Annotated in this window: 15 protein-coding genes; 6 read left to right on the forward strand and 9 right to left on the reverse strand. The window is 66.8% G+C overall.

The genetic code is table 11. From position 1 onward, the window contains the following. Positions 1–5 precede the first annotated feature (5 nt). Together pcaD and FBZ88_RS09020 are read right to left on the reverse strand one after the other, a co-directional pair. Positions 6–785 carry a 3-oxoadipate enol-lactonase gene (pcaD, locus tag FBZ88_RS09015; RefSeq protein ID WP_211102583.1) on the reverse strand — a complete coding sequence of 260 codons (780 nt, stop codon included), beginning with the start codon at positions 783–785 and terminating at the stop codon, positions 6–8. A 12-nt stretch (positions 786–797) separates the two neighbouring features. Further along, positions 798–2,150 carry a 3-carboxy-cis,cis-muconate cycloisomerase gene (locus FBZ88_RS09020; RefSeq protein ID WP_145616507.1) on the reverse strand — a complete coding sequence of 451 codons (1,353 nt, stop codon included), beginning with the start codon at positions 2,148–2,150 and terminating at the stop codon, positions 798–800. Between the two features lie 318 nt (positions 2,151–2,468). On the opposite strand from FBZ88_RS09020, the gene FBZ88_RS09025 reads away from it, so the two are divergent. Then, positions 2,469–3,491, forward strand: a complete 1,023-nt coding sequence (locus tag FBZ88_RS09025; protein WP_145616508.1) for a rhamnan synthesis F family protein — start codon at positions 2,469–2,471, stop codon at positions 3,489–3,491. 134 nt (positions 3,492–3,625) lie between these two features. Further along, on the forward strand, positions 3,626–4,696 hold the full coding sequence (locus tag FBZ88_RS09030) for a rhamnan synthesis F family protein (RefSeq protein ID WP_186291577.1): 1,071 nt from the start codon (positions 3,626–3,628) through the stop codon (positions 4,694–4,696). Positions 4,697–4,742: 46 nt separating this feature from the next. Here FBZ88_RS09030 and FBZ88_RS09035 read toward each other — a convergent pair whose 3' ends face one another. From FBZ88_RS09035 to FBZ88_RS09050, 4 genes are all read right to left on the reverse strand, one after another. Next, positions 4,743–6,347 (reverse strand): tetratricopeptide repeat protein, encoded by a 1,605-nt coding sequence (locus tag FBZ88_RS09035; protein WP_186464292.1) that lies wholly within the window; start codon positions 6,345–6,347, stop codon positions 4,743–4,745. Between the two features lie 133 nt (positions 6,348–6,480). Further along, positions 6,481–7,848 (reverse strand): HlyD family type I secretion periplasmic adaptor subunit, encoded by a 1,368-nt coding sequence (locus FBZ88_RS09040; protein WP_246138579.1) that lies wholly within the window; start codon positions 7,846–7,848, stop codon positions 6,481–6,483. Then, on the reverse strand, positions 7,808–9,985 hold the full coding sequence (locus FBZ88_RS09045; protein ID WP_246138580.1) for a peptidase domain-containing ABC transporter: 2,178 nt from the start codon (positions 9,983–9,985) through the stop codon (positions 7,808–7,810). The genes FBZ88_RS09040 and FBZ88_RS09045 overlap by 41 nt, the downstream gene beginning before the upstream one ends. A gap of 216 nt (positions 9,986–10,201) precedes the next feature. Beyond that, positions 10,202–11,440: a glycosyltransferase gene (locus FBZ88_RS09050; RefSeq protein WP_145616511.1), complete on the reverse strand. Its 1,239-nt coding sequence runs from the start codon at positions 11,438–11,440 to the stop codon at positions 10,202–10,204. A 237-nt stretch (positions 11,441–11,677) separates the two neighbouring features. Here FBZ88_RS09050 and FBZ88_RS09055 point away from each other — a divergent pair, with 237 nt between their 5' ends. Beyond that, positions 11,678–13,486, forward strand: coding sequence for a class I SAM-dependent methyltransferase (locus tag FBZ88_RS09055; protein WP_145616512.1), 1,809 nt, complete (start codon positions 11,678–11,680; stop codon positions 13,484–13,486). 196 nt (positions 13,487–13,682) lie between these two features. Here the strand turns inward: FBZ88_RS09055 and FBZ88_RS09060 are convergent, their stop codons facing one another. Next, on the reverse strand, positions 13,683–14,714 hold the full coding sequence (locus tag FBZ88_RS09060; RefSeq protein WP_145616513.1) for a zinc-binding alcohol dehydrogenase family protein: 1,032 nt from the start codon (positions 14,712–14,714) through the stop codon (positions 13,683–13,685). 154 nt (positions 14,715–14,868) lie between these two features. Between FBZ88_RS09060 and FBZ88_RS09065 the strand changes: the two genes are divergently transcribed. Further along, positions 14,869–15,732, forward strand: coding sequence for a LysR family transcriptional regulator (locus FBZ88_RS09065; RefSeq protein ID WP_145616514.1), 864 nt, complete (start codon positions 14,869–14,871; stop codon positions 15,730–15,732). Between the two features lie 3 nt (positions 15,733–15,735). Here FBZ88_RS09065 and FBZ88_RS09070 read toward each other — a convergent pair whose 3' ends face one another. Continuing rightward, a complete protein-coding gene (locus FBZ88_RS09070) occupies positions 15,736–16,257 on the reverse strand; it encodes a MarR family winged helix-turn-helix transcriptional regulator (protein WP_145616515.1) in 522 nt (173 codons plus the stop codon). 237 nt (positions 16,258–16,494) lie between these two features. Here FBZ88_RS09070 and FBZ88_RS09075 point away from each other — a divergent pair, with 237 nt between their 5' ends. Further along, positions 16,495–16,917, forward strand: coding sequence for an organic hydroperoxide resistance protein (locus tag FBZ88_RS09075; protein WP_088875190.1), 423 nt, complete (start codon positions 16,495–16,497; stop codon positions 16,915–16,917). A gap of 103 nt (positions 16,918–17,020) precedes the next feature. Here FBZ88_RS09075 and FBZ88_RS09080 read toward each other — a convergent pair whose 3' ends face one another. Then, the gene (locus tag FBZ88_RS09080; RefSeq protein WP_145616516.1) at positions 17,021–18,061 is read right to left on the reverse strand and encodes a Gfo/Idh/MocA family oxidoreductase; all 1,041 of its coding nucleotides are present in this window, start codon (positions 18,059–18,061) and stop codon (positions 17,021–17,023) included. A gap of 320 nt (positions 18,062–18,381) precedes the next feature. Between FBZ88_RS09080 and FBZ88_RS09085 the strand changes: the two genes are divergently transcribed. Beyond that, complete coding sequence (locus FBZ88_RS09085) at positions 18,382–18,753, forward strand: DUF4870 family protein (RefSeq protein WP_145616517.1); 372 nt, start codon at positions 18,382–18,384, stop codon at positions 18,751–18,753. Positions 18,754–18,786 lie beyond the last annotated feature (33 nt).

An 18,786-nucleotide genomic window follows, 5' to 3' on the forward strand; every position in this document is an offset into this window, starting at 1 on the left:
GCTCCTCAGGCCAGGAAATCGATCAAGGCTGCGGTGAAGGCGTCCGCCTGCTCGACATTCGACAGGTGTGCGGCGTCCAGCATCACGAGATTGCTGCCCTTGATGCTGGCGTGCAGTTCCTGCGCCTTCTCCGGCGGGGTGGCGGGGTCCTGGGTGCCGCCGATGACCAGGGTGGGCACGGCGATGGCCGGCAACTGCGGCCGCTGGTCCATGTCGCGGATGGCGGCGCAACAGCCCACATACCCCTGCGGCTCAGTGGCCAGCAGCAGCCAGCGCACCCGATCCACGGCATCCGGCTGGGCGGCCACGAAGCCGGGGGTGAACCAGCGCTGGATCACCGCCTCGGTGACGGCCGCCATGCCCTGGGCCGCCACCAGGTCCATGCGCCCCTGCCAGCTTTCCGCCGGGCCCATGTAAGCGGCGGTGTTGGCCAGCACCAGGCGGTCCAGCCGCTGGCCGGCGTTGATGCCCAGCCACTGAGCCACCATGCCGCCCTTGGACAGGCCGCAGAACCGGACGCGATAAATGTCCAGCTCATCCATCAGGCCCAGCACGTCCTGTCCCAGCCGCTCCATGGTGTAGGGGCCGGCCGGCGCGTCGCTGGCGCCGTGGCCCCGGCTGTCATAGCGGATGACGCGGTAGTGTTGGGCCAGGGCCGCCATCTGCGGTTCCCACATCGCCATGGCGGTACCCAGCGAGTTGGACAACACCAGGGGCGGCGCATCGGCGGGACCGTCGATGCGGTAGCTCAGATTGCAGCCATCATCCAGGGTAATCAACGGCATGGTCCATTTTCCTCATGCGTCGCGGGAAGATTCGCGGGCGGCCAAGGCCCTGGCAACGAACTCGGGCGCCATGCCCAGGTAGCTGGAGGGATCCAACGCCGCCGCCAGTTGCTCCGGCGACAGGTGGGCCGTGACCTCCGGCAGCGTGGCCAGCACGTCGCCCAGGCCGCGGCCTTCGGCCACCGCTTGGCGGCTGGCCTTTTCCACCAGGCTATGCGCCGGACCCCGGCCCAGGGCCTGCCCCAGGGCCATGACCACCGATTCCGACATCAGCAGGCCGCGGGTGATGTCGAGATTGGCGCGCATGCGGCCGGCATCCACCTCCAGCCCGGCCATGGCGTCGGCCATGACCCGCAGGCTGCCGCCCACCAGGCGGAAGATTTCCGGCAAGGTCTCCCACTCCGCATGCCAACCGCCCAGGCCGCGCTCCTGCTCTTGCGGCAGGGCGGCGAACAGGGTGGCGACCAGGGGCGGTACGCGGGCGGCCGCGGACAGCGCGACGGCGCAGGCCACGGGATTGCGCTTGTGCGGCATGGCGGACGACCCGCCTTTGCCGGCCTCCGCCGGCTCGAACGCCTCGCCCACCTCGGTCTGCATCAGCAGCGACAGGTCGCGGGCCATCTTGCCCAGCACGCCGGCCACCAGGCCCAGCGCCGCGCCCAGCGCCACCAGCCGGTCGCGGTGGCCGTGCCAGGGCAGATCGGGCAAGGCCAAGTCCAGGTCAAGCGCCAGGGCCGCCGCGACATCCAGACCCCGGTCGCCCAGGGCGGCCAGCGTGCCGGCGGCGCCACCGAACTGCAGCACCAGGCAATCCTGCCCGGCCGTGGCCAAAGCCCGGCGGGCGCGACCGACAGCGGCCATCCAACCCGCGGCCTTCAGGCCGAAGGTGGTGGGCAGGGCCTGCTGCATCCAGGTGCGCGCGGCCAAGGGCGTCCCGGCATGGGTGGCCGCAAGGCGGGCCAGATACCCCTCCAGGGTGTCCAGGTCCTTGTCCATCAGCGGCAGGGCCTGGCGGATTTGCAGTACCAAGCCGGTATCCATGATGTCCTGGCTGGTGGCGCCCCAATGGACGAAGCGGCTGGCATCGGGATCAGCCGCCGCCACCCGCGCCGTCAGCGCCTTAACCAAGGGAATGGCGGTGTTGCCGGCCTTGGCTGCGGCATGGGCCAGGGCATCCAGGTCGAAACGGTCGGCCCGGCAATGGGCGGCGATGGCGGTGTCGGCGCCCAGGGGAATGATGCCCAGCCCCGCCTCCGCCCGCGCCAAGGCCGCCTCAAAGTCCAGCATGCCCTGCAGGGTGGCGGTATCGGTGAACACCGCGTCCACCGCCCCGCCCCGGAACAGCGGGTCCAGCAATCCAGGCATCTCTCATTCCTCCCGCCATTCTTGAAGGGCAGTGGCCACGATAGCACCGGACCGGCGGGAATGAGCCATGCCACGCGCCAAGAACAGCCGTGCAACTGCGAACAAATGTTCGACAGACGAACATATATGGCATCATCATGGCCGCCCCCGGTTCTCGACATTGTTTGGCCACACCGTCTCGGGCATAAAGGAACTGGCTCGGACATAAAGGGGCTAGCGCTTCCCTTGTTGATCAGGCTCTTGGCGATCGGCACGCGCCAGGCCGGCAAGGCGAGCCGGATGCGTGGTTCGCCGGATATGTGCTTAGGATGTATTTGAGTGCGTGACCTGTTTCGCCGTATCGTCCGCCAAGTTGCTTATCGCAGCCGCCTGCTGATCACGCGCACGGCCGATTACGCCGAGTTGCTGCTTTTCCCCCCACCTCCCGCGGTGGGCCGCATCGAGAAAAGCTGGACCGGCCAGGTGTCGCTGGACGGCGCGGCCCGGGTGGCCGTCTTCATGCACTTCGCGCGGACCGACACCATCGCCCCCTATGTCCGCTATCATGTCCGCAAGCTGCGGGAAGCGGGCTTTGCCGTGGTCTTCGCCAGCAATACGCCCTGCCTGAGCGACCAGACGGTGGCGCCCCTGCTGCCGGACGTGGCGTTGGCCTTTTCCCGCCAGAACATCGGTTGGGATTTCGCCGCCTACCGCGAGGCCATCTCGCTGGTGCCGGCGTTGGAAAAGCGCGATATGCTGCTGATTACCAACGACAGTGTCTTCGGCCCCCTCTATGACCTGGATCCCCTGATCGCCCGCGCGTCACCGGCCGAAGCCGACATCTGGGGCAGCACAGACAGCTGGGAGCGCCATTATCACCTGCAAAGCTTCTTCCTGCTGTTCCACCAGCGGGCGTTGCGCTCCGAGGCGTTCCGGCGGTTCTGGGACGGTGTCCGCTGCTTCCGGCGCAAGCATTGGATCATCGAGAAATATGAGATCGGGCTGACGCGGATGCTGCAAGACGGTGGGCTGCGCTGCAAGGCGCTGTTCCCCTACAACGCCGTCACCGAAACATTCATGCGGTCCCATACACCGCGAACCGCGCCGCCCAAAGCCGACAGGACGTCGCCGGCCGGGTACGCGCAAATGCTCGCCAACCGCATCAAGGCTTCCATTCCCATCAACCAGACCCATTTTTTCTGGTACGAGCTGACGGTCGGCCTGGGCTTTCCTTTCATCAAACGCGAATTGCTGCAAAAGAATCCGGCCAACATTCCCAATGTTGGTGATTGGGAATACGTTGTATCCAGGGTTTCCAACTATGATACCGGCCTGATCCGCGAGCACCTTTCACCACGGTAGCGTAGAAGTAGCGACATTTCTTTCATGCGTCGACCTGGCGGGTTCGGCCCCCGCGCGATGGTCGACAGCTTTGCTTTCAGAACTCCAGCGTATCGCCTATAATGGGTATTCAAGGCGGGGGATTTATCGGTTTCATGTCTGACACGTTCTTTAAGATGCTCAAGAAGGGTGTCCGACTGCCGATGCTGTTGGTCGACGGCGCGGACTTGGTGCGCTGCCTGGCGGCTCCCATCCTGCCCCGACGGACCACGGTCAAGGCCAGCCTTCCCGGCCACTTGCCACTGGACGGGGCCCGCAAGGTCGCCGTCTTCAACCATTATGACCAACGCGGCATTGTCCATGACTATGTCGTCTATTTCGTCGCCAAGCTGGCGGAGGCCGGCTATGCCGTCATCTTCGCCAGCAACTGTCCCAAATTGTCGGCCAAGGAAACCGGCAAGGTGCTACCGCATGTCGCCTGGGTGCTGAAACGGCGCAACATCGGCTGGGACTTCGGCGCGTTCAAGGACGCCATCGCCCTCATCCCCGACCCCGGCGCCCTTGATCAGCTGTTGATCACCAACGACAGCATATACGGCCCCCTGCAGGATCTGGCGGAGGTGGTCCGCCAGGCGGACCCGGCCCAGGCGGGTATCTGGGGGTTGACCGACAGCTGGGACCGCCATTTCCACCTGCAGAGCTATTTCCTGATTTTTCATCACGCAGCCCTGAAGCATCCCAGCTTCTTGAAGTTCTGGAAAAAGGTTCGTTATTACCGGCGCAAGCGCTGGGTCATCCGCGATTATGAAATCGGCATGACGCGCTTCTTCCTGCGGGCCGGTATCCAGTGCCGCGCCCTGCTGCCTTACCGCAGCGTGGTTTCAGAAATTTCGAAGCCGCTGAACGAGGCGCTGGACCGGTCCAAGCAGCAGGACGCCGTGGTCGACAACCATGGCAACAGCCAAGGACAGATCCTGCCCTATCTGCGCCAGCTGCAAAAGGCCATCAACCAGGGACGGCCCCTGAACCAGACCCACTATTTCTGGGATTACCTGGTGGCCCGCAAGGCCAGCCCGTTCATCAAGCGTGATCTGCTGCAGCGCAATCCCGTCGGCATCCCCTGCGTGCAGCGCTGGGAGGAGGTCATCCGCGCCTCCTCGCCCTCATACGACACCAGCCTCATCCTGCATCATCTGCAATTGTCGATGCGCAACCGGGTGCATTGAGCGGGCGGGTGCACTGAACTGAGGGGCGGGGCCCGACGCGTCCCTGTCAGCGAACCTCACCGTGGAAGGCGCGCGCCTCCAGGGCCTCGACGACCTGCGGCGCGCGGGGATCACCCGCCTTGGCCGCCCGGCGGGCCCACTCCAGCGCCGTTTCCACGCCCGCCGCACCGTCATGGGCGGCGATCAGCTCGGCCAGGGTGCTCATGGCTTCACCGCTGCCGGCGGCCGTGGCCCTTTCCAGCCAAGCCCTGGCCTCCGCCACGGCGGCGTCCCGTTGTGCCGCATGCCCTTGGCTTCCATACCCCTGGGCCAGGAGCATGCGCGCCAGATTGACCTGCCCCGGTACATGCCCCTGTTCCGCCGCCCGGCGCGTCCAGACCAGGGCGGCGGCATCGTCTTGCGGCAAGCCGGCCCCGGTGGCATAGGCACGCCCCACCCGGAACTGGGCCGACGCACTGCCCTTCTCCGCCGCCTGGCTGTACAGGACCATGGCCTGCGCCTCGTCCTTTTCCAGGCCGTAGCCGTGATAGTGCAGGACACCCAGGTTGTAGAGGGCGTCGGCGTGGCCGGCGTCGGCCGCCATGCGGAAATACCGGGCGGACTTGGCATAGTCCTGGGGCACCCCCTCGCCGCCCAGGTGACAGATGCCCATATGGAACTGGGCCGGAACGAAGCCGCTATCGGCCGCCTTGGTGAACCACCGCACCGCTTCGAACACATCCTTGGGCAGGCCACGCCCGCCGGCGTAGGCCAGCCCCAACGCCATCTGTGCCCCGGCATGGTCGCGGTCGGCCGCCGCCTGGTACCACTGCGCCGCCTCGATATCGCTGGGCACGCGGGCCAGCCGCCCGGCGTGCAAGTCCCCCAGCAGCGCCATGGCCTCGACATCGCCCTTCACGGCGGCGCGACGCAGCCAAGTCTCCGCCGCCGCGCCATCCTGGGCGACGTTCTGGCCGCGCATGTACATGACGCCCAGCGACCGCTGGGCCCCCGCCACCTGCAGGTCCGCCGCCTGTTTCAGGGTGGCCACGCCACGGTCCAAGTCCTGGGGCGTGCCTTCACCCAGCATATAGGCCATGGCCAGGTAATAGATCGCGGTGGGATTGCCGACGGCCGCCGCCTCTTCATACAGGCGCACGGCGGCGGCCGCGTCCGGTTCCCCCAGATCGCCGTTGGAGAGGATCATGGCCAGGCCCACCTTGGCCGCGTGGCTGCCGGCGTCCGCGGCGCGGCGGTACCACTCGGCGGCTTGCACCGGGTCGCCTTCCGGCCCGCTGCGCCGCGACAGCAACCAGCCCAGCAGCACCTGGGCCTCGACATGGCCCTGGATCGCCGCCTTCTCCGACCACAGGCGCGCCTGCGTGACGTCCACCGGCAGATGGAAGGTGCTGCCGGTGTCGCCATCCGCCGGTGCGCGGCCAATACCGTTGGCGTAGAGGGCGGCCAGGCGCGCCTGGGCATCGGCGTCGCCCGCCCCGGCGGCAGCGGTGATCCAACGGACCGCCGCCGCCGGATCCGGGAGGACGCCGCGTCCCTGCATCAGCGCATCCGCCAGCCCGCGCATCCCCTCGATTGACCCCGCCCGGGCCGCGGCCGCCAACGCCCGCGCCGCAGCGACATCATCGCCGCGGGCGGCCAGGCGACGGGCCATGGCCAGGGACCAATCGGCGGACGACCGGCCGATCCGCCACGTGGCTGCCCGATCTATCAGCGTCGAAATGCCGACCATGACCCGCCGCGTACCGCAGTAGTGATTCCCCAGATGCCGTTCAGGTGGATGCCGATCAAGGCTCGCGCATCCCCTCGGACGCCTGACGCAGCACCGTTTCCATCATGTACATCAGGATGGTGCGGCGCCCGACCATGATGTCGGCGCTGAGCGGCATACCCGGGACCAGGTGCACGCCGTCCTTGCCGACATTGTGGAGCTTGACCTCGGTGATCTCGATCCGCCCCCGGAAGAACCGCCGCGTGGTCGGCTGGCCGTTATCCTGGCGGGTGAAGCTGTCGTCGCTGACGCTGCGCAGGATGCCCTTGGCCGTGCCATGCTCGATGAAGCGATAGGCGTCGAGCTTGATCTCGACCTTGTCGCCCAGCTTGACGTGGCCCTGGTCGGCACCGTCCAGGTCGACCTCCGCCTCCAGGGGCGCGTTGGCCGGCACCAGGGTTACCAGCATGTCGCCGGTCTTGGCGACGGACCCTACGGAAATGTCGCCCACGGACAGGACGGAGCCGTCATCGATGGCGCGCATCTCCACCAGGTCGTTGCGGCGTTCCGCCTTGGACAGGTCGTCCCTGGCTTTCTGCAGGTCCGTCCGCTTGCTGGACAGATCCTGGGCCAGGTCCGCCTGCCACTGGTGCAGGAAGGACTCCCGCTCCGACCGCAGGGCTTCCAGATCATGCGACGCCGACCGCGCCTGCTGTTCGGCGCTGGCCAGGTTACGCATCATCTCGGTGCGGCTGTCCTGCGCCAGCAGGGTATTCAAGCGGCTGCCATATTCCTTCTTTTCCAGCTTGGCGCGCATGTCCTCGATCTCCGAGGTCACGGCCACGCGGGACTTGAAGTACTCCATGTCCCGCTGGCTGCGCACCATGGTGGACTGGGCTGATTCGATCTTCTGGTCGTAGTTCGCGAGCTTGGCCTTGTACTCCGCCTGGCGCGACCGCCAGACGGACAGCTGCAAGGCCGCCTGCGTCGTCGGCTCCGCCCCGGGGTCGTAGACCGTCTTGGCCTGCTCCGCCTCCAGGCGGGCGACCTCGGCCGTCAGCGATGCAACCTGGTCGCGCAGCTGCGAGGCGTCGGCGGACGCGAAGGTCGGGTCCAGCGTCACCAGCAGGTCGCCCTTCTTCACCTCCTGCCCCGGCCGCACCATGATGGAGCGGACGACGGAGGTGTCCAGCGGCTGCACCACGATGCTGGGCGTGCGCGACACCACCTTGCCGGGTGCCGTCACCACCTCGTCCAGCTTCACCACGGAAACCAGGATCAGGGCGACGGCCACCATGGCCGACAGGGTGTACAGCGTGCTGCGCACCGGCTTGGGATACGGGGCCCCCACGACCGCGGCGATCTCCGACTGGAAGTCGTTGATCGCCTGGGCGACGACGGCGTCACTCCCGCGGGGCGTCGGGACCAGAGAGCGCGCGCTCATTGGGAACTCCGGAAGATTGATGGCGATTCTGCTGGAACCAGAGGTGACGATAGATATCGCACCGCTGGAGCAATTCTTCATGGGTGCCGACGTCGTAGACCCGTCCGCGCTCCATCACCACGATCATATCGCAATCCACCAGCGAGGTCAGGCGATGGGAGATGACCACCATCGTCCGCCCTTCGGAAATGCGCTGCAGGTTGCTGTTGATGATGGCTTCGCTGTCCGGGTCCAGGGCGCTGGTCGCCTCGTCCAGGATCAGGATGGGCGGATCGACCAGCAGGGCGCGGGCGATGGCGATGCGCTGGCGCTGGCCACCGGAGATGTTGGTCGAGCCTTCGGCCAGATAGGTGTCGTAACCGCGCGGCAGGCGCTCGATGAACTCCTCGGCGCCGGCCATGCGGGCGGCCTCGATGATCTCCTCGAACGAAGCGTCGGCCCGGGCGGCGCCGATGTTCTCACGCACGCTGCCGCTGAACAGGAAGTTGTCCTGCAGCACGACCCCCAGGTTGGAACGCAGGTGGCTGATGTCCATCTGCCGCAGATCGACGCCGTCGATCTTGATCAGGCCATCGTAATCCTGGTGCAGGCCCTGCAACAAGCGCGTCACGGTGGTCTTGCCCGAGCCGCTGCGCCCCATCACGCCGACCACACTGCCCCGCGGGATATCGACGGTGACCCGGTCCAGCGCCTTGTTCTGGGCGCCGGGGTAACGGAAGCTGACATCCTCGAAGCTGATGTGCCCATGGAACCGGGGGCGCAGGCCGTGGTCCGACCGCAGCTCTTCCGGCGGGATGTTGACGATGGAGGCGACCTGGGAGATGGCGCCGCGCACTTCCTGCAGCTGCTGCAGCATAGAGGCGATCTGCACCAGCGGCTGGGTAGCGCGGCTGGCCAGCATGGTGAATGCCACCAACGACCCGGCCAACGCCGCCTGGTCGGAGGACAGCGCCATATAGCAGCCCAGCAAGAGCGTGCCGGAATAGGTCAGCTTCTCCAGCGGCTGCAGGATGGTCTGGGGCTGGTTGGCGATCAGCGCCAGGTTGCGGTGGGCCTTCACCGCCTGGGCGCCCCGCATGTCCCACCCGCGCCGCTTGCTGCCTTCCAGCGCCAGCGACTTGATCGTCCGCATGCCGTGGATGCTTTCGATCATGAAGGAATTCTTGCGGGTCTCGGCCTCCACCACCTTGCCGTGGTAACGGCCGATCACCGGCATGTACAGCAGGACCACCAGGAACATGACGCACGTGATGCCCAGCACCCACAGGCTGAGGGTCGCGTTCATGAAGAACATGGCCGGGATGATGATGACCAGGGTCATCGTGTCCAGCGCGGTGCCGAACAGCTGGCCTGTCAGGAAATTGCGCACACGCCAGATTTCGTTCAGGCGGTGGTTGATGAGGCCCGTTGACAGTCCTTCGAACACCTCGATGGGCAAGCCCAGCAGGCGGTCATAGACGAAAGCAGTCAGCCTGCCGTCGATGCGGGCGGTGCCCTCCGCCACCAGGTAGCGGCGCAGCCACCCGAAGGCGGTGTCGAAAACGATCACGAACCCCACGCCGACGGCCAGGACCACCAGGGTGGACATGCGCTGGTGCACCAGGACGCGGTCGACCACGACCATGTACACCAGCGGCGGCACCAGCGAGAAAAAGCTCATGATCAGCGCGGCCAAGCCCACGTCGCGGAAGATGCGGCGTTCCCGCAACACCTCCCCCATGAGCCAACCCAGCCCGAACAGGCCCCGCTCCTCCGCCTCGGTGTTCTTCGGCTTCAGCAGGACGACGTCGCCGGCCCAGATCTCATCCAGCGCGATCTCGTCCAGGGGACGGGTCTGGTTGGCCTGCCCCGGTTCGCGAACATAGATGATGGGCGGGGAAACGCTGGGCGACACACCGGTCAGGACCAGGGCGGTCCCGTCCTTCAGGCACAGGATGGCGGGTACCGCCCGGCCCAGGCGCATCAGCTGACGCCAGTTCATGCGGACGGCCCTGGCCTCGAAGCCCTTCTCGTCGGCGGCATGCACCAGGACGGCGCGCTTCACCTCGCCTTCCCCCTCGGCATAGGTGCGGACCAGTTGCTCCCGCGAGAGATGGACGCCGTGGTGCTGCGCCACAAGCAGCAATGCGGTGAGCATCGTGTGATCCACGATGGCCCCGTTCATGGTCGATGAATCTGCGCTCACGTCATCCGCCGTACAGAACCCCATTACGCCGGCCTGTTCCCCTTTCGGGCAGGGGCCGGCCCCCTTTGCGCGCGACCTTAGCGCACTCATAAAAGAAACGGCAAATTCTACATATGCCCGGCCCGGATTTTCTGCCTGATTAATGCGTCATTTAAATGAAGCGGCGAATTAAGTCCCTGCCGGCGCGGGGCATCCGAACCGCGCCAGGGCTTGGCGCCAGGCGGGTACAGCCTGGGTGCGGGCATCGAATCGCGCCCTCACCGTCTCCCTCGCCCTTTGCCGCAGGGGCGCCAGCGCCGGCCCGCTATCCAGCGCCTCCACCACCCGGCTGGCCAGCATGCCCGCATCGAAGAACGGGAACAGCAGCCCGTTCACCCCATCCCGCACCACCTCCGCGACCGGCGGCGTGTCGGAGGCGACCAACAAGGCGCCGCAGGCCATGGCCTCCAGCATCGACCAGGACAACACGAAGGGGTAGGTGAGATAGACGTGCGCGCTGGACAGGCGCATCAGGGCCAAAAAGCGGCCGTGGTCCACCGGCCCCAGGAAATGCACGCGGCTCGATCCCAGCGCCGGCCCAACCTCCGCCAGCAGGTGCTCGCGCCAAGTCCCCCCGCCTGCGGGTGGCGGACCATAGCTGACGCCATCCCCCCCGGCCACCACCACCCGTGCCCGGGGCCGCCGCCTCAGGATTTCCGGCAGCGCGCGCATGAAGACGTGGAAGCCCCGGTAAGGTTCTAGATCCCGCGCCACGTAGGTCACCACCTCATCCCCCTGCGTGAGAACCGTGCCGTCGGGCAGGGCAAAGGCCGGCACCGGTCCTGGACAGGCCAGGTCGGTGTCTATCCCCTCATGCATGACCTGCAGGCGGTCGCGGAAGGTGGCCGGATGAAGCGAGCGCTGCCATTCGGTCGGGCAGACGCCCAAATCCGCGGCCTCCAGCCCCAGCAGGTTGACGACGTTCAGCGTGCGCACACGGGCGAGATCGTCCAGGGTGACGGGGAAAAGCGGGTCGAAACCCACGTCCGCCCCCCGGCTGTGATAGTAAAACTCAAAGTAACCAACCAGTGGAACGTCCGGCCACAAGTCTTTCATATAAAGCGTATCGCCGAAACCGCAATGGCCGATGATCAAATCGGGACGATAGCCTTGCTGCGCCATCCCCACGGCATCCCGCAGCGCGCACTGACCGCGGATGACATGGTCGGCGGCACTGAACAGATAAGGATGGGTGCCGGCGGCAACGGCGGGCATGTCGCGATAAAGCGTCGGAGTCAGGCCCGGCAGCCGCCACTCCTCCCGCTGTCCCAGACCGCGCACCTCGACCCGTGGATCGGCCAGCAATGACAAGGCCAGGGGGCGGAATTGGCCGGGAAAGTCCTTATGCAACAGCAAAACCCGAAACATGCCTGCGCGCTTCCCCATCATGCCGGACCGCCAGCACCCCCGGCCCCGGCCCGTCGCGTATTCTCGTGGATGGTCGCCGGGCTTGTCCACGCCGATTGGGTCCACGCCGATTGAATACACGCCCGTCAGCCGCAGACGGGCGCTGGACAAATCCGCCGGCCCTCGGGCACAACCGAATGGACAGCCCCTGCCATGCCATAAGGCGGCGGGACGCATTGCAGAACGGAAGCATTTCGCATGGACATCCGCTGGCCCTCCGCCGACGCCCCGACCATCGCGGCCCCCTGCCCGGTCTGTGGCGACGCCGGCCCCCATGCGCCAACCCTGACCGTTCCCTGGGGGGGGCCTCACGATCCGGATTGGGTGCTGCTGTGCTGCCGGCAATGCACCGTCCGCTTCTCCACCGACCGGACGGTGGGCGACTACAGCCATGACACCGGCGTGTTCATCGCCGCCACGGACCTGTACCTGGAAATGGGCGCCGGCCTGGACGTGATGCTGGAGCCCATGGGCTGGCTGAAGCCGGGTGAGGGCCGCCTGCTGGACATCGGCGCCAACATCGGTTTCATCAGCGACTATGTCGAGGTGGCGCTGGGGTGGAAAGCCAAGGGCTACGACCCCTCCCGCGCGTCGGAGCTGGGCCGCCAGTGGCTGGGCCTGGACATCGTCCCGGACTATTTCACCGAAGACACCCCCCTACCCGTCACCTATGACGTGGTGGCCGCGTTCGAATTGCTGGAGCATGTGCCGAATCCGGTTCCCTTGCTGAAAACACTCAGCCGCGGCCTGAACGACACGGGCATCCTGGTCCTGACGACACCGGACGGCGGGGTGCTGAAGCCGGAAACGCCGGCTTCCATGATGTGGCCCATCATCAGCCCCGGCTCGCACATGACCCTGTTCACCGCGGCCTCAATGGAAACTGCGCTGCACGCAGCGGGCTTCACCCACGTCAGCGTGACGCCCGTCGCCGGCATCCTGCGCGTCCACGCCTCGCGCGTGCCGTTGCCCGCAGGCGTGAAGGACGGGTGCGACCGCGCCCTCCTGCGCGAATACCTGCGCCGGCGCCTGACGCCTGAACGCCTGCCCAAGTACGACCGGCTGGAGAATGGCTTCCGCTACCGCCTGTTCAAGGAACTGGTCAACTTCGGCTTCCCCGAGGAGGCGCAGGAGGTGTTCAAGCGGATGGTGGCGCAGGTCCGCGCCCGCTTCGGCATCGACCTGGATGATCCGGAAAGCCTGGTGGTACCGCCGAACCCGGTGGACCTTGAGGAATTCACCCGGCGTGAGCCCGGCAACCTGATGACCTCGCTGCATTTCAAGTCCATCCTGGTCAACAATGCCGACAATGATGCCGCCCGGTCGGCCTGCTACGCCGCCGCGGCCGTCTTGGCGGGCGTGACGCTGCGCCGGGTGCTGCAGCGCCTCAGCATGGATAATGGCGAGGCCGGCACCGCCATCCCGGCCGCCTTGCGCCTGGCGCTGCAGAACCTGGCGGTGCAGGGCGCGGACATCCGGCCCCTGCTGACCCTGGTGGAAGCGACGGATTCCACCACCGGCTTCATGCTGAACCCCGCAGACCGGGATGCCCTGCGCGGCGACCTGAAGACCACCCTGGGGACCCTGGGCATGCGGCAGGCGGAAACCCTGGACCAGCCGGTCGCGGTGTCGCCGGGCGATGATTGCGTCACCCGCCTGATCAACCTGGCCCGCCCCGCCGCCTACCAGGCGGCCCGGCAGGCGGCCATCGACACCATCGGCAGCAATCGCAAACCGGCCAAAGTCCTGGCCCTGCTGGACCAGGCGGTGAGCGACCCGCTGCTGCGCGACTGGCCGGACACCGTCACCTTGTGCGCCAAGGTGGCCCTGATCCGCCTGGTGCGTTTGCGGGCCCATCGCCTGGCCGCCCGCGTCTACGAGCGCTGGGGCGACCCGTCCTGGCATGAGGACGCGCCCGTGGCCGCCGCCCTGGCCCTGATGGCGGAATCCCGCTACCCGCTACCCATCCGGCTGTACCGCCGGCTGCGGCAGCGGCTGGCAGCCTGACGTCACAGGGGCGGCCACAACTCCACCGGGCGGCGGGTGAACCAGCGCCGGCCGGCCAGAATGAATCCGTCGAGGATGCGGCGGGCAATGCTCCGCCGTGGGGGGACCCGGTGCATCGCCGGCCTCCTTCTAAAACAGGAGTTGGTTATGGGAGGCCGACTGGCCCGAGGCACGCCCCAGGCCAGCCCTAGGCCGCTCAGAAGCCGGATAGCACCAGCTTGCCCCGGGCTGTGCCGCTTTCGACCACGGCATGGGCCCGGCGCAGGTTGGCGGCGCTGATGCCCCCCAAATCCTGGGTCATCGTCGTGCGCAGCACGCCCGCATCCACCAGGCGCGAGACCTCGCGCAGCAGCTCATGCTGGGCGATCATGTCCGGCGTCTGGAACATGGAGCGGGTGTACATGAACTCCCAGTGCAGGGAGATGCTCTTGCGCTTGAGCAGGGTGATGTCCAACGGCTGGGCCGGATCGTCGATCAGGGCCAGCTTGCCCTGCGGCGCCATCAGGGCGGCGATGGCGGGGAAGTGCTGCTCCGTCGCCGTCAGGCTCATGACATGGGTGGCGCCGCCGGGCGCGATGGCCCGCACCTGGGGTTCCAGCGGCTGGCGGTGGTCGATGACGTGATGGGCGCCCATGGCCAGGCTCCAGTCCCGCGTTTCGGGACGTGAGGCCGTGGCGATGACGGTCAGACCGGTCAGCTGACGCGCCAGCTGGGTGGCGATGGAGCCGACGCCGCCGGCCCCGCCCACGATCAGCAGCACGCCGGCCGTGCCGTCATTCCCGGCGCCGGCCGGCAGCCGGGCCACGCCCATGCGGTCGAACAGCATTTCCCAGGCCGTGATGCTGGTCAGCGGCAGGGCCGTGGCCTCCGCCGCCGTCAGGCTGGCGGGCTTGGGACCCACCAGGCGTTCATCGACCAGGTGGAATTCGGCGTTGGTGCCGGGACGTTCCAACGCGCCGGCGTAGAACACGGCGTCGCCGGCCTTGAACAGCGTCGCCTCCGGACCGATTGCGACCACCGTGCCTACGGCGTCCCAACCCAGGATGCGCGCGGCGCCCTCCACCGGGGCGGCGTTGCGTCGGACCTTGGTATCCACGGGATTGACCGAGACGGCCTCCACCCGCACCAGCAGGTCCCGGCCGGTGGCCACGGGGATGGGAAGCTCCAGATCCACCAGACTGTCGGCTTGGTCGATGGTTTGGTTCTGATAGTAACCGACGGCTTTCATGATGAGTGACCTTGTTGGCCAAGGGGTTGGGGACGATGCCGCCGTCAGCGGCGGCGTGCACTCCCCCAAGGTTCCCTATTCCGTTCTGATCATCAATTGACAGGTTCAAAGACACGCTATTCAATTATGAATAGTTATCGATAGGAAAAAGCCGGTGGATTGGGACGATCTGCGTTATTTCCTGGCCATCGCCCGGCACGGCACCCTGTCGGGCGCCGCTCGCCAATTGGGCGTCAGCCAGCCCACGGTGGGACGGCGGCTGGAGGCGCTGGAGACCCGGCTGGGCACCCGCCTGTTCCAGCGCACACCGGGCGGCTATGTCCCGACCCAAGCGGGCACAGGCCTGGTGGCCGGGGCGGAGCGCATGGAGACTGAGGCGCTGGCGGCGGAACGGGCCGCCACCGGCCTGGACGTGGGGCTGGAGGGCGCTGTCCGCGCCACGTCCCCGGAATGGGTGGGGCAATGGCTGCTGGGCCCCCATCTGGCGCGTTTCCACAACGCCCACCCCGGCATCACGGTGGAGTTGGTGACCGACGCCCGGCTGTACAGCCTGACCCGGCGGGAGGCGGACGTCGCCTTCCGCTTCCACCGCTTCGACCAGAACGAGATCGCACAGCGCCGGGTGACCACGGTGGGCTTCGGCCTTTATGCGGCGCCAGCGTATCTCGCACGGCACGGCAGGCCGGATTTCACCAGCGGGGCCGCCGGCCATAGCCTGATCCTGATGAACGAAAGCTTCGGCGGCCTGGGGGATCTGCCCTGGCTGCTGGCCTTGGCGCACGATGCGCGGCACGCCCTCCGGACCAACAGCCGCGATCTGCAGGCCGTGGCCTGCGCCGCCGGTGCGGGGCTGGCCGCCCTGCCCCATGTCATGGCCCAGGCGCGTGGACTGGTGGCCGTGGATACGCCGACCCCGGTCCCGCCGCGCGAAATCTGGGCCGGCGTGCATCGCGACGCCCAGCGCACGCCCCGCATCCGCGCGTTCCTTGACCACATGGCGCAGGCGATGGGCCGCTAGGCTTCAACCGTCCTGGTCCGCCGGGCCCAGATTGGCCGCCAGGCCGGCGCGCAGTTTATCCACCTGGGCCTTCAGCGCCTTCAAGCCGTCCAGGTTGAGCCCGGTGGCGCACAGGATGGCCTCCTGCACCGTGCCCAGGTGATCCCGCAATGCGCGACCGGCCTCGGTCAGGGTGACGCGAACCAGGCGCTCGTTCTGCGGGTCGCGCTGACGGCGGACAAGGCCCGCCGCCTCCAGCCGCTTCAGCAAGGGCGTCAAGGTGCCGGAATCCAAATCCATCTGTTCGCCGATGGCCTTCACCGTCAGCCCGTCCCCGGACCATAGCACCAGCATCACCAGGTACTGCGGATAGGTCAGCCCCAGCCGGTCCAGCAGCGGCTTATAGGTGCGGTTGAACAGGTGGGCGGCGGAATAGATGCTGAAGCACAGCTGGTTGCTCAGCAAGGCAGCCTGGTCGGATGAGCCCTTGCCGGCCCCGGCCGCCCCCATACCTTGATGCGTGGTGTCCTGGTGATCTTGGGCCATGATGACGCCCTCACTTGTCCAGCGGCGCCCAGGAAATGGACGCCCGATCTGCGGCAGGCTAACACCCCATGACGAATTGCGCACAATCGATTTGCGCATAGCCATCATGTCAACTGACGAATTGTGCACAATTTGTTATCGCGCAATTCTTATCTCACCGGAGCCGATGACCTAGCCGAAGCCCGGCGGGACCGGCCCCAAAAGTTGACCCAACCAGTTGAAACCACGGAGATGATCATGCCCATCCTCTACACCACTTCCGCTACCGCCACTGGTGGCCGTGAGGGCCAGGCCAAGTCCGTCGACGGCATCCTGGATGTCAAGCTGACCACGCCCAAGGAATTGGGCGGTGCTGGCGGCAACGGCACCAATCCCGAGCAGCTGTTCGCCGCCGGTTATTCCGCCTGCTTCCTGGGTGCTCTGAAGTTCGTGGCCGGCAAGGCCAAGGTGAAGGTGCCGGAGAACGCCACCGTCAGCGCCCAGGTGGGAATCGGCCCGCGTGAGGACGGCACCGGCTTCGGTCTGGACGTGGCCTTGACCATCACGCTGCCGGGCATCGACGCCGAAACCGCCAACAGCCTGGTGCAGCAGGCCCACATCGTATGCCCCTACTCCCACGCCACCCGCGGCAACCTGGACGTTCGCCTGAACGTCGCCTAAGGGGGATTTCAAGGCACCGGCCCCCTCCCGGCGCCTTGAAGGAAAGGCCGGCATCGCCCAAGCGCGATGCCGGCCTTTTCCATTTCATCAACCCGTTGCGGGCCTATTCGTACGCGATGTCACAGGACAGGCCAGGCTGGCGCGCGGCCTCGATGGCGCGATGGACCAGGGCCAGGGCCTCGAACGCCGGCCCCGGCCCAAAAGCCAGGGGCGCCCGGCCGGCCAGGGCGTCCGCCACGTTGCGGTAGAAGTCCTGGTAACGGCCGGCCTCCAGCGCCACCTCCTCCCGCACCACCGCGCCGGCGCGTTCGGTATGCAGCAGGGCGGGGGTGGTCACCACGGCCCAGCCCGCATCGCCGGGCTTCACGCCAGCGGCCATTTGCGCCTCTTGGACGTCGCCCTTCGGAATGACCAGGGAACCCTTGTCGCCATGGGCCACCAGCACCGGCCCCGGCTCGCGCACATAGGTGCTGGATCGCAGGATGACCCGGTGGTCGGCATAGCGGAAACGGACGTCGAAATAATCGGTCGCCCCCTCCGCCCGGCGCAGAGAGCGCATCTCCGCCGCCACCGACAGGGGGCGACCAAACTGTCGCAGCATGCCGTCCACAAGATGGACGCCCAGGTCGAACCAGGTGCCGGCGCCCGGCTGCTCATCTTCCTTCCAGGCCTTGTGCGTCACATGGGCGCGGTACCGGTCGTAGTGCCATTCCACCTCCACCAGGCGGCCCAGGTCGCTGGCGGCCAGATGCCGGCCCAGGGTCAGGTATTCGGCGTCCAGGCGCTTGTTGTGGAACACGGCCAGCAGACGGCCCGCCGCCTGGGCCTGGGCCATCAGTTGGCGCCCCTCTTCCAGGGTGATGGTCATGGGTTTTTCCAGCACCACGTGCTTGCCCGCCGCCAGCGCCGCCTGGGCCATGGGGAAATGCAGGGCGTTGGGAGTGTTGACCACCACCAGCTCAACGGCCGGGTCGTCCAGGATGGCCTGGAAGTCCGTGACCACGCGGGCCCCGGCCGGCTCCGTCCCATCGGCGCCGGAGCGCCGCAGGATGGCATTTAGCGACAGGGCTGGCTCCACCAGGATGAGGGGGGCATGGAACACCCGGCCGGATAGGCCATAGGCGCACAGGGCGGTGCCAATCATCGTCTACGCTCCTCCTTACAGGGCGGGAACACTACATTAATCTGCGATTTACAGTATCCAGCGCATTGAGATCAAACAAAATTGCCTATTAATGAATTAACATCGCAACCTAACCCCTAATTTCCAATCAAAGTTCTTAAATCTGGTGGCGCGCTGGCACACCGGCCCTATATGACTTTTCCAAGAAGGCGTCGCGCGCATCGATACTGGAATGGCGACCCCATTTAGCCACGCCATCAAATGCTTATTCTGAAGCCATATTTCCGAATTTCTGCTCCGAAGTCCTAATCTTGTATTCACCCAATTCCAAAGGACGCGTGATGAGCTTTGCCGGGACCCCCGCTACCGCGCCCACCCCCACCGCGCCCAGTCAGGGCGACAAAGCCCGGCTGTGGTCCATCGTTGTGCATCTGCTCTATTTGGTCGGGGCGTTTCCGCTGGGCTTGGTCATGGCCTACATCAAGCGGCCGGACTTCGCGGGCACCATTTACGAAGGCCACATGACCTTCGCCATCCGCACCTTCTGGATTTGCGCGCTGTTCACTTTCTGCGCCCTGGCGCTGCGGGTGGTGGGCATGGAATTCATCACCTTGTTCATCGGCAGCATCTGGGCCGTGGTGCGGGTGGTGGTGGCCCTGACCCGTGCCATCGACGCCAAGCCCATCCTGAACCCCCAAGGCTGGGTGATATGAACGACGGATTGGGGCGCCAACACGGCCATGGCG

This window comes from Nitrospirillum bahiense (assembly GCF_007828025.1).
GTDB lineage: Bacteria > Pseudomonadota > Alphaproteobacteria > Azospirillales > Azospirillaceae > Nitrospirillum > Nitrospirillum amazonense.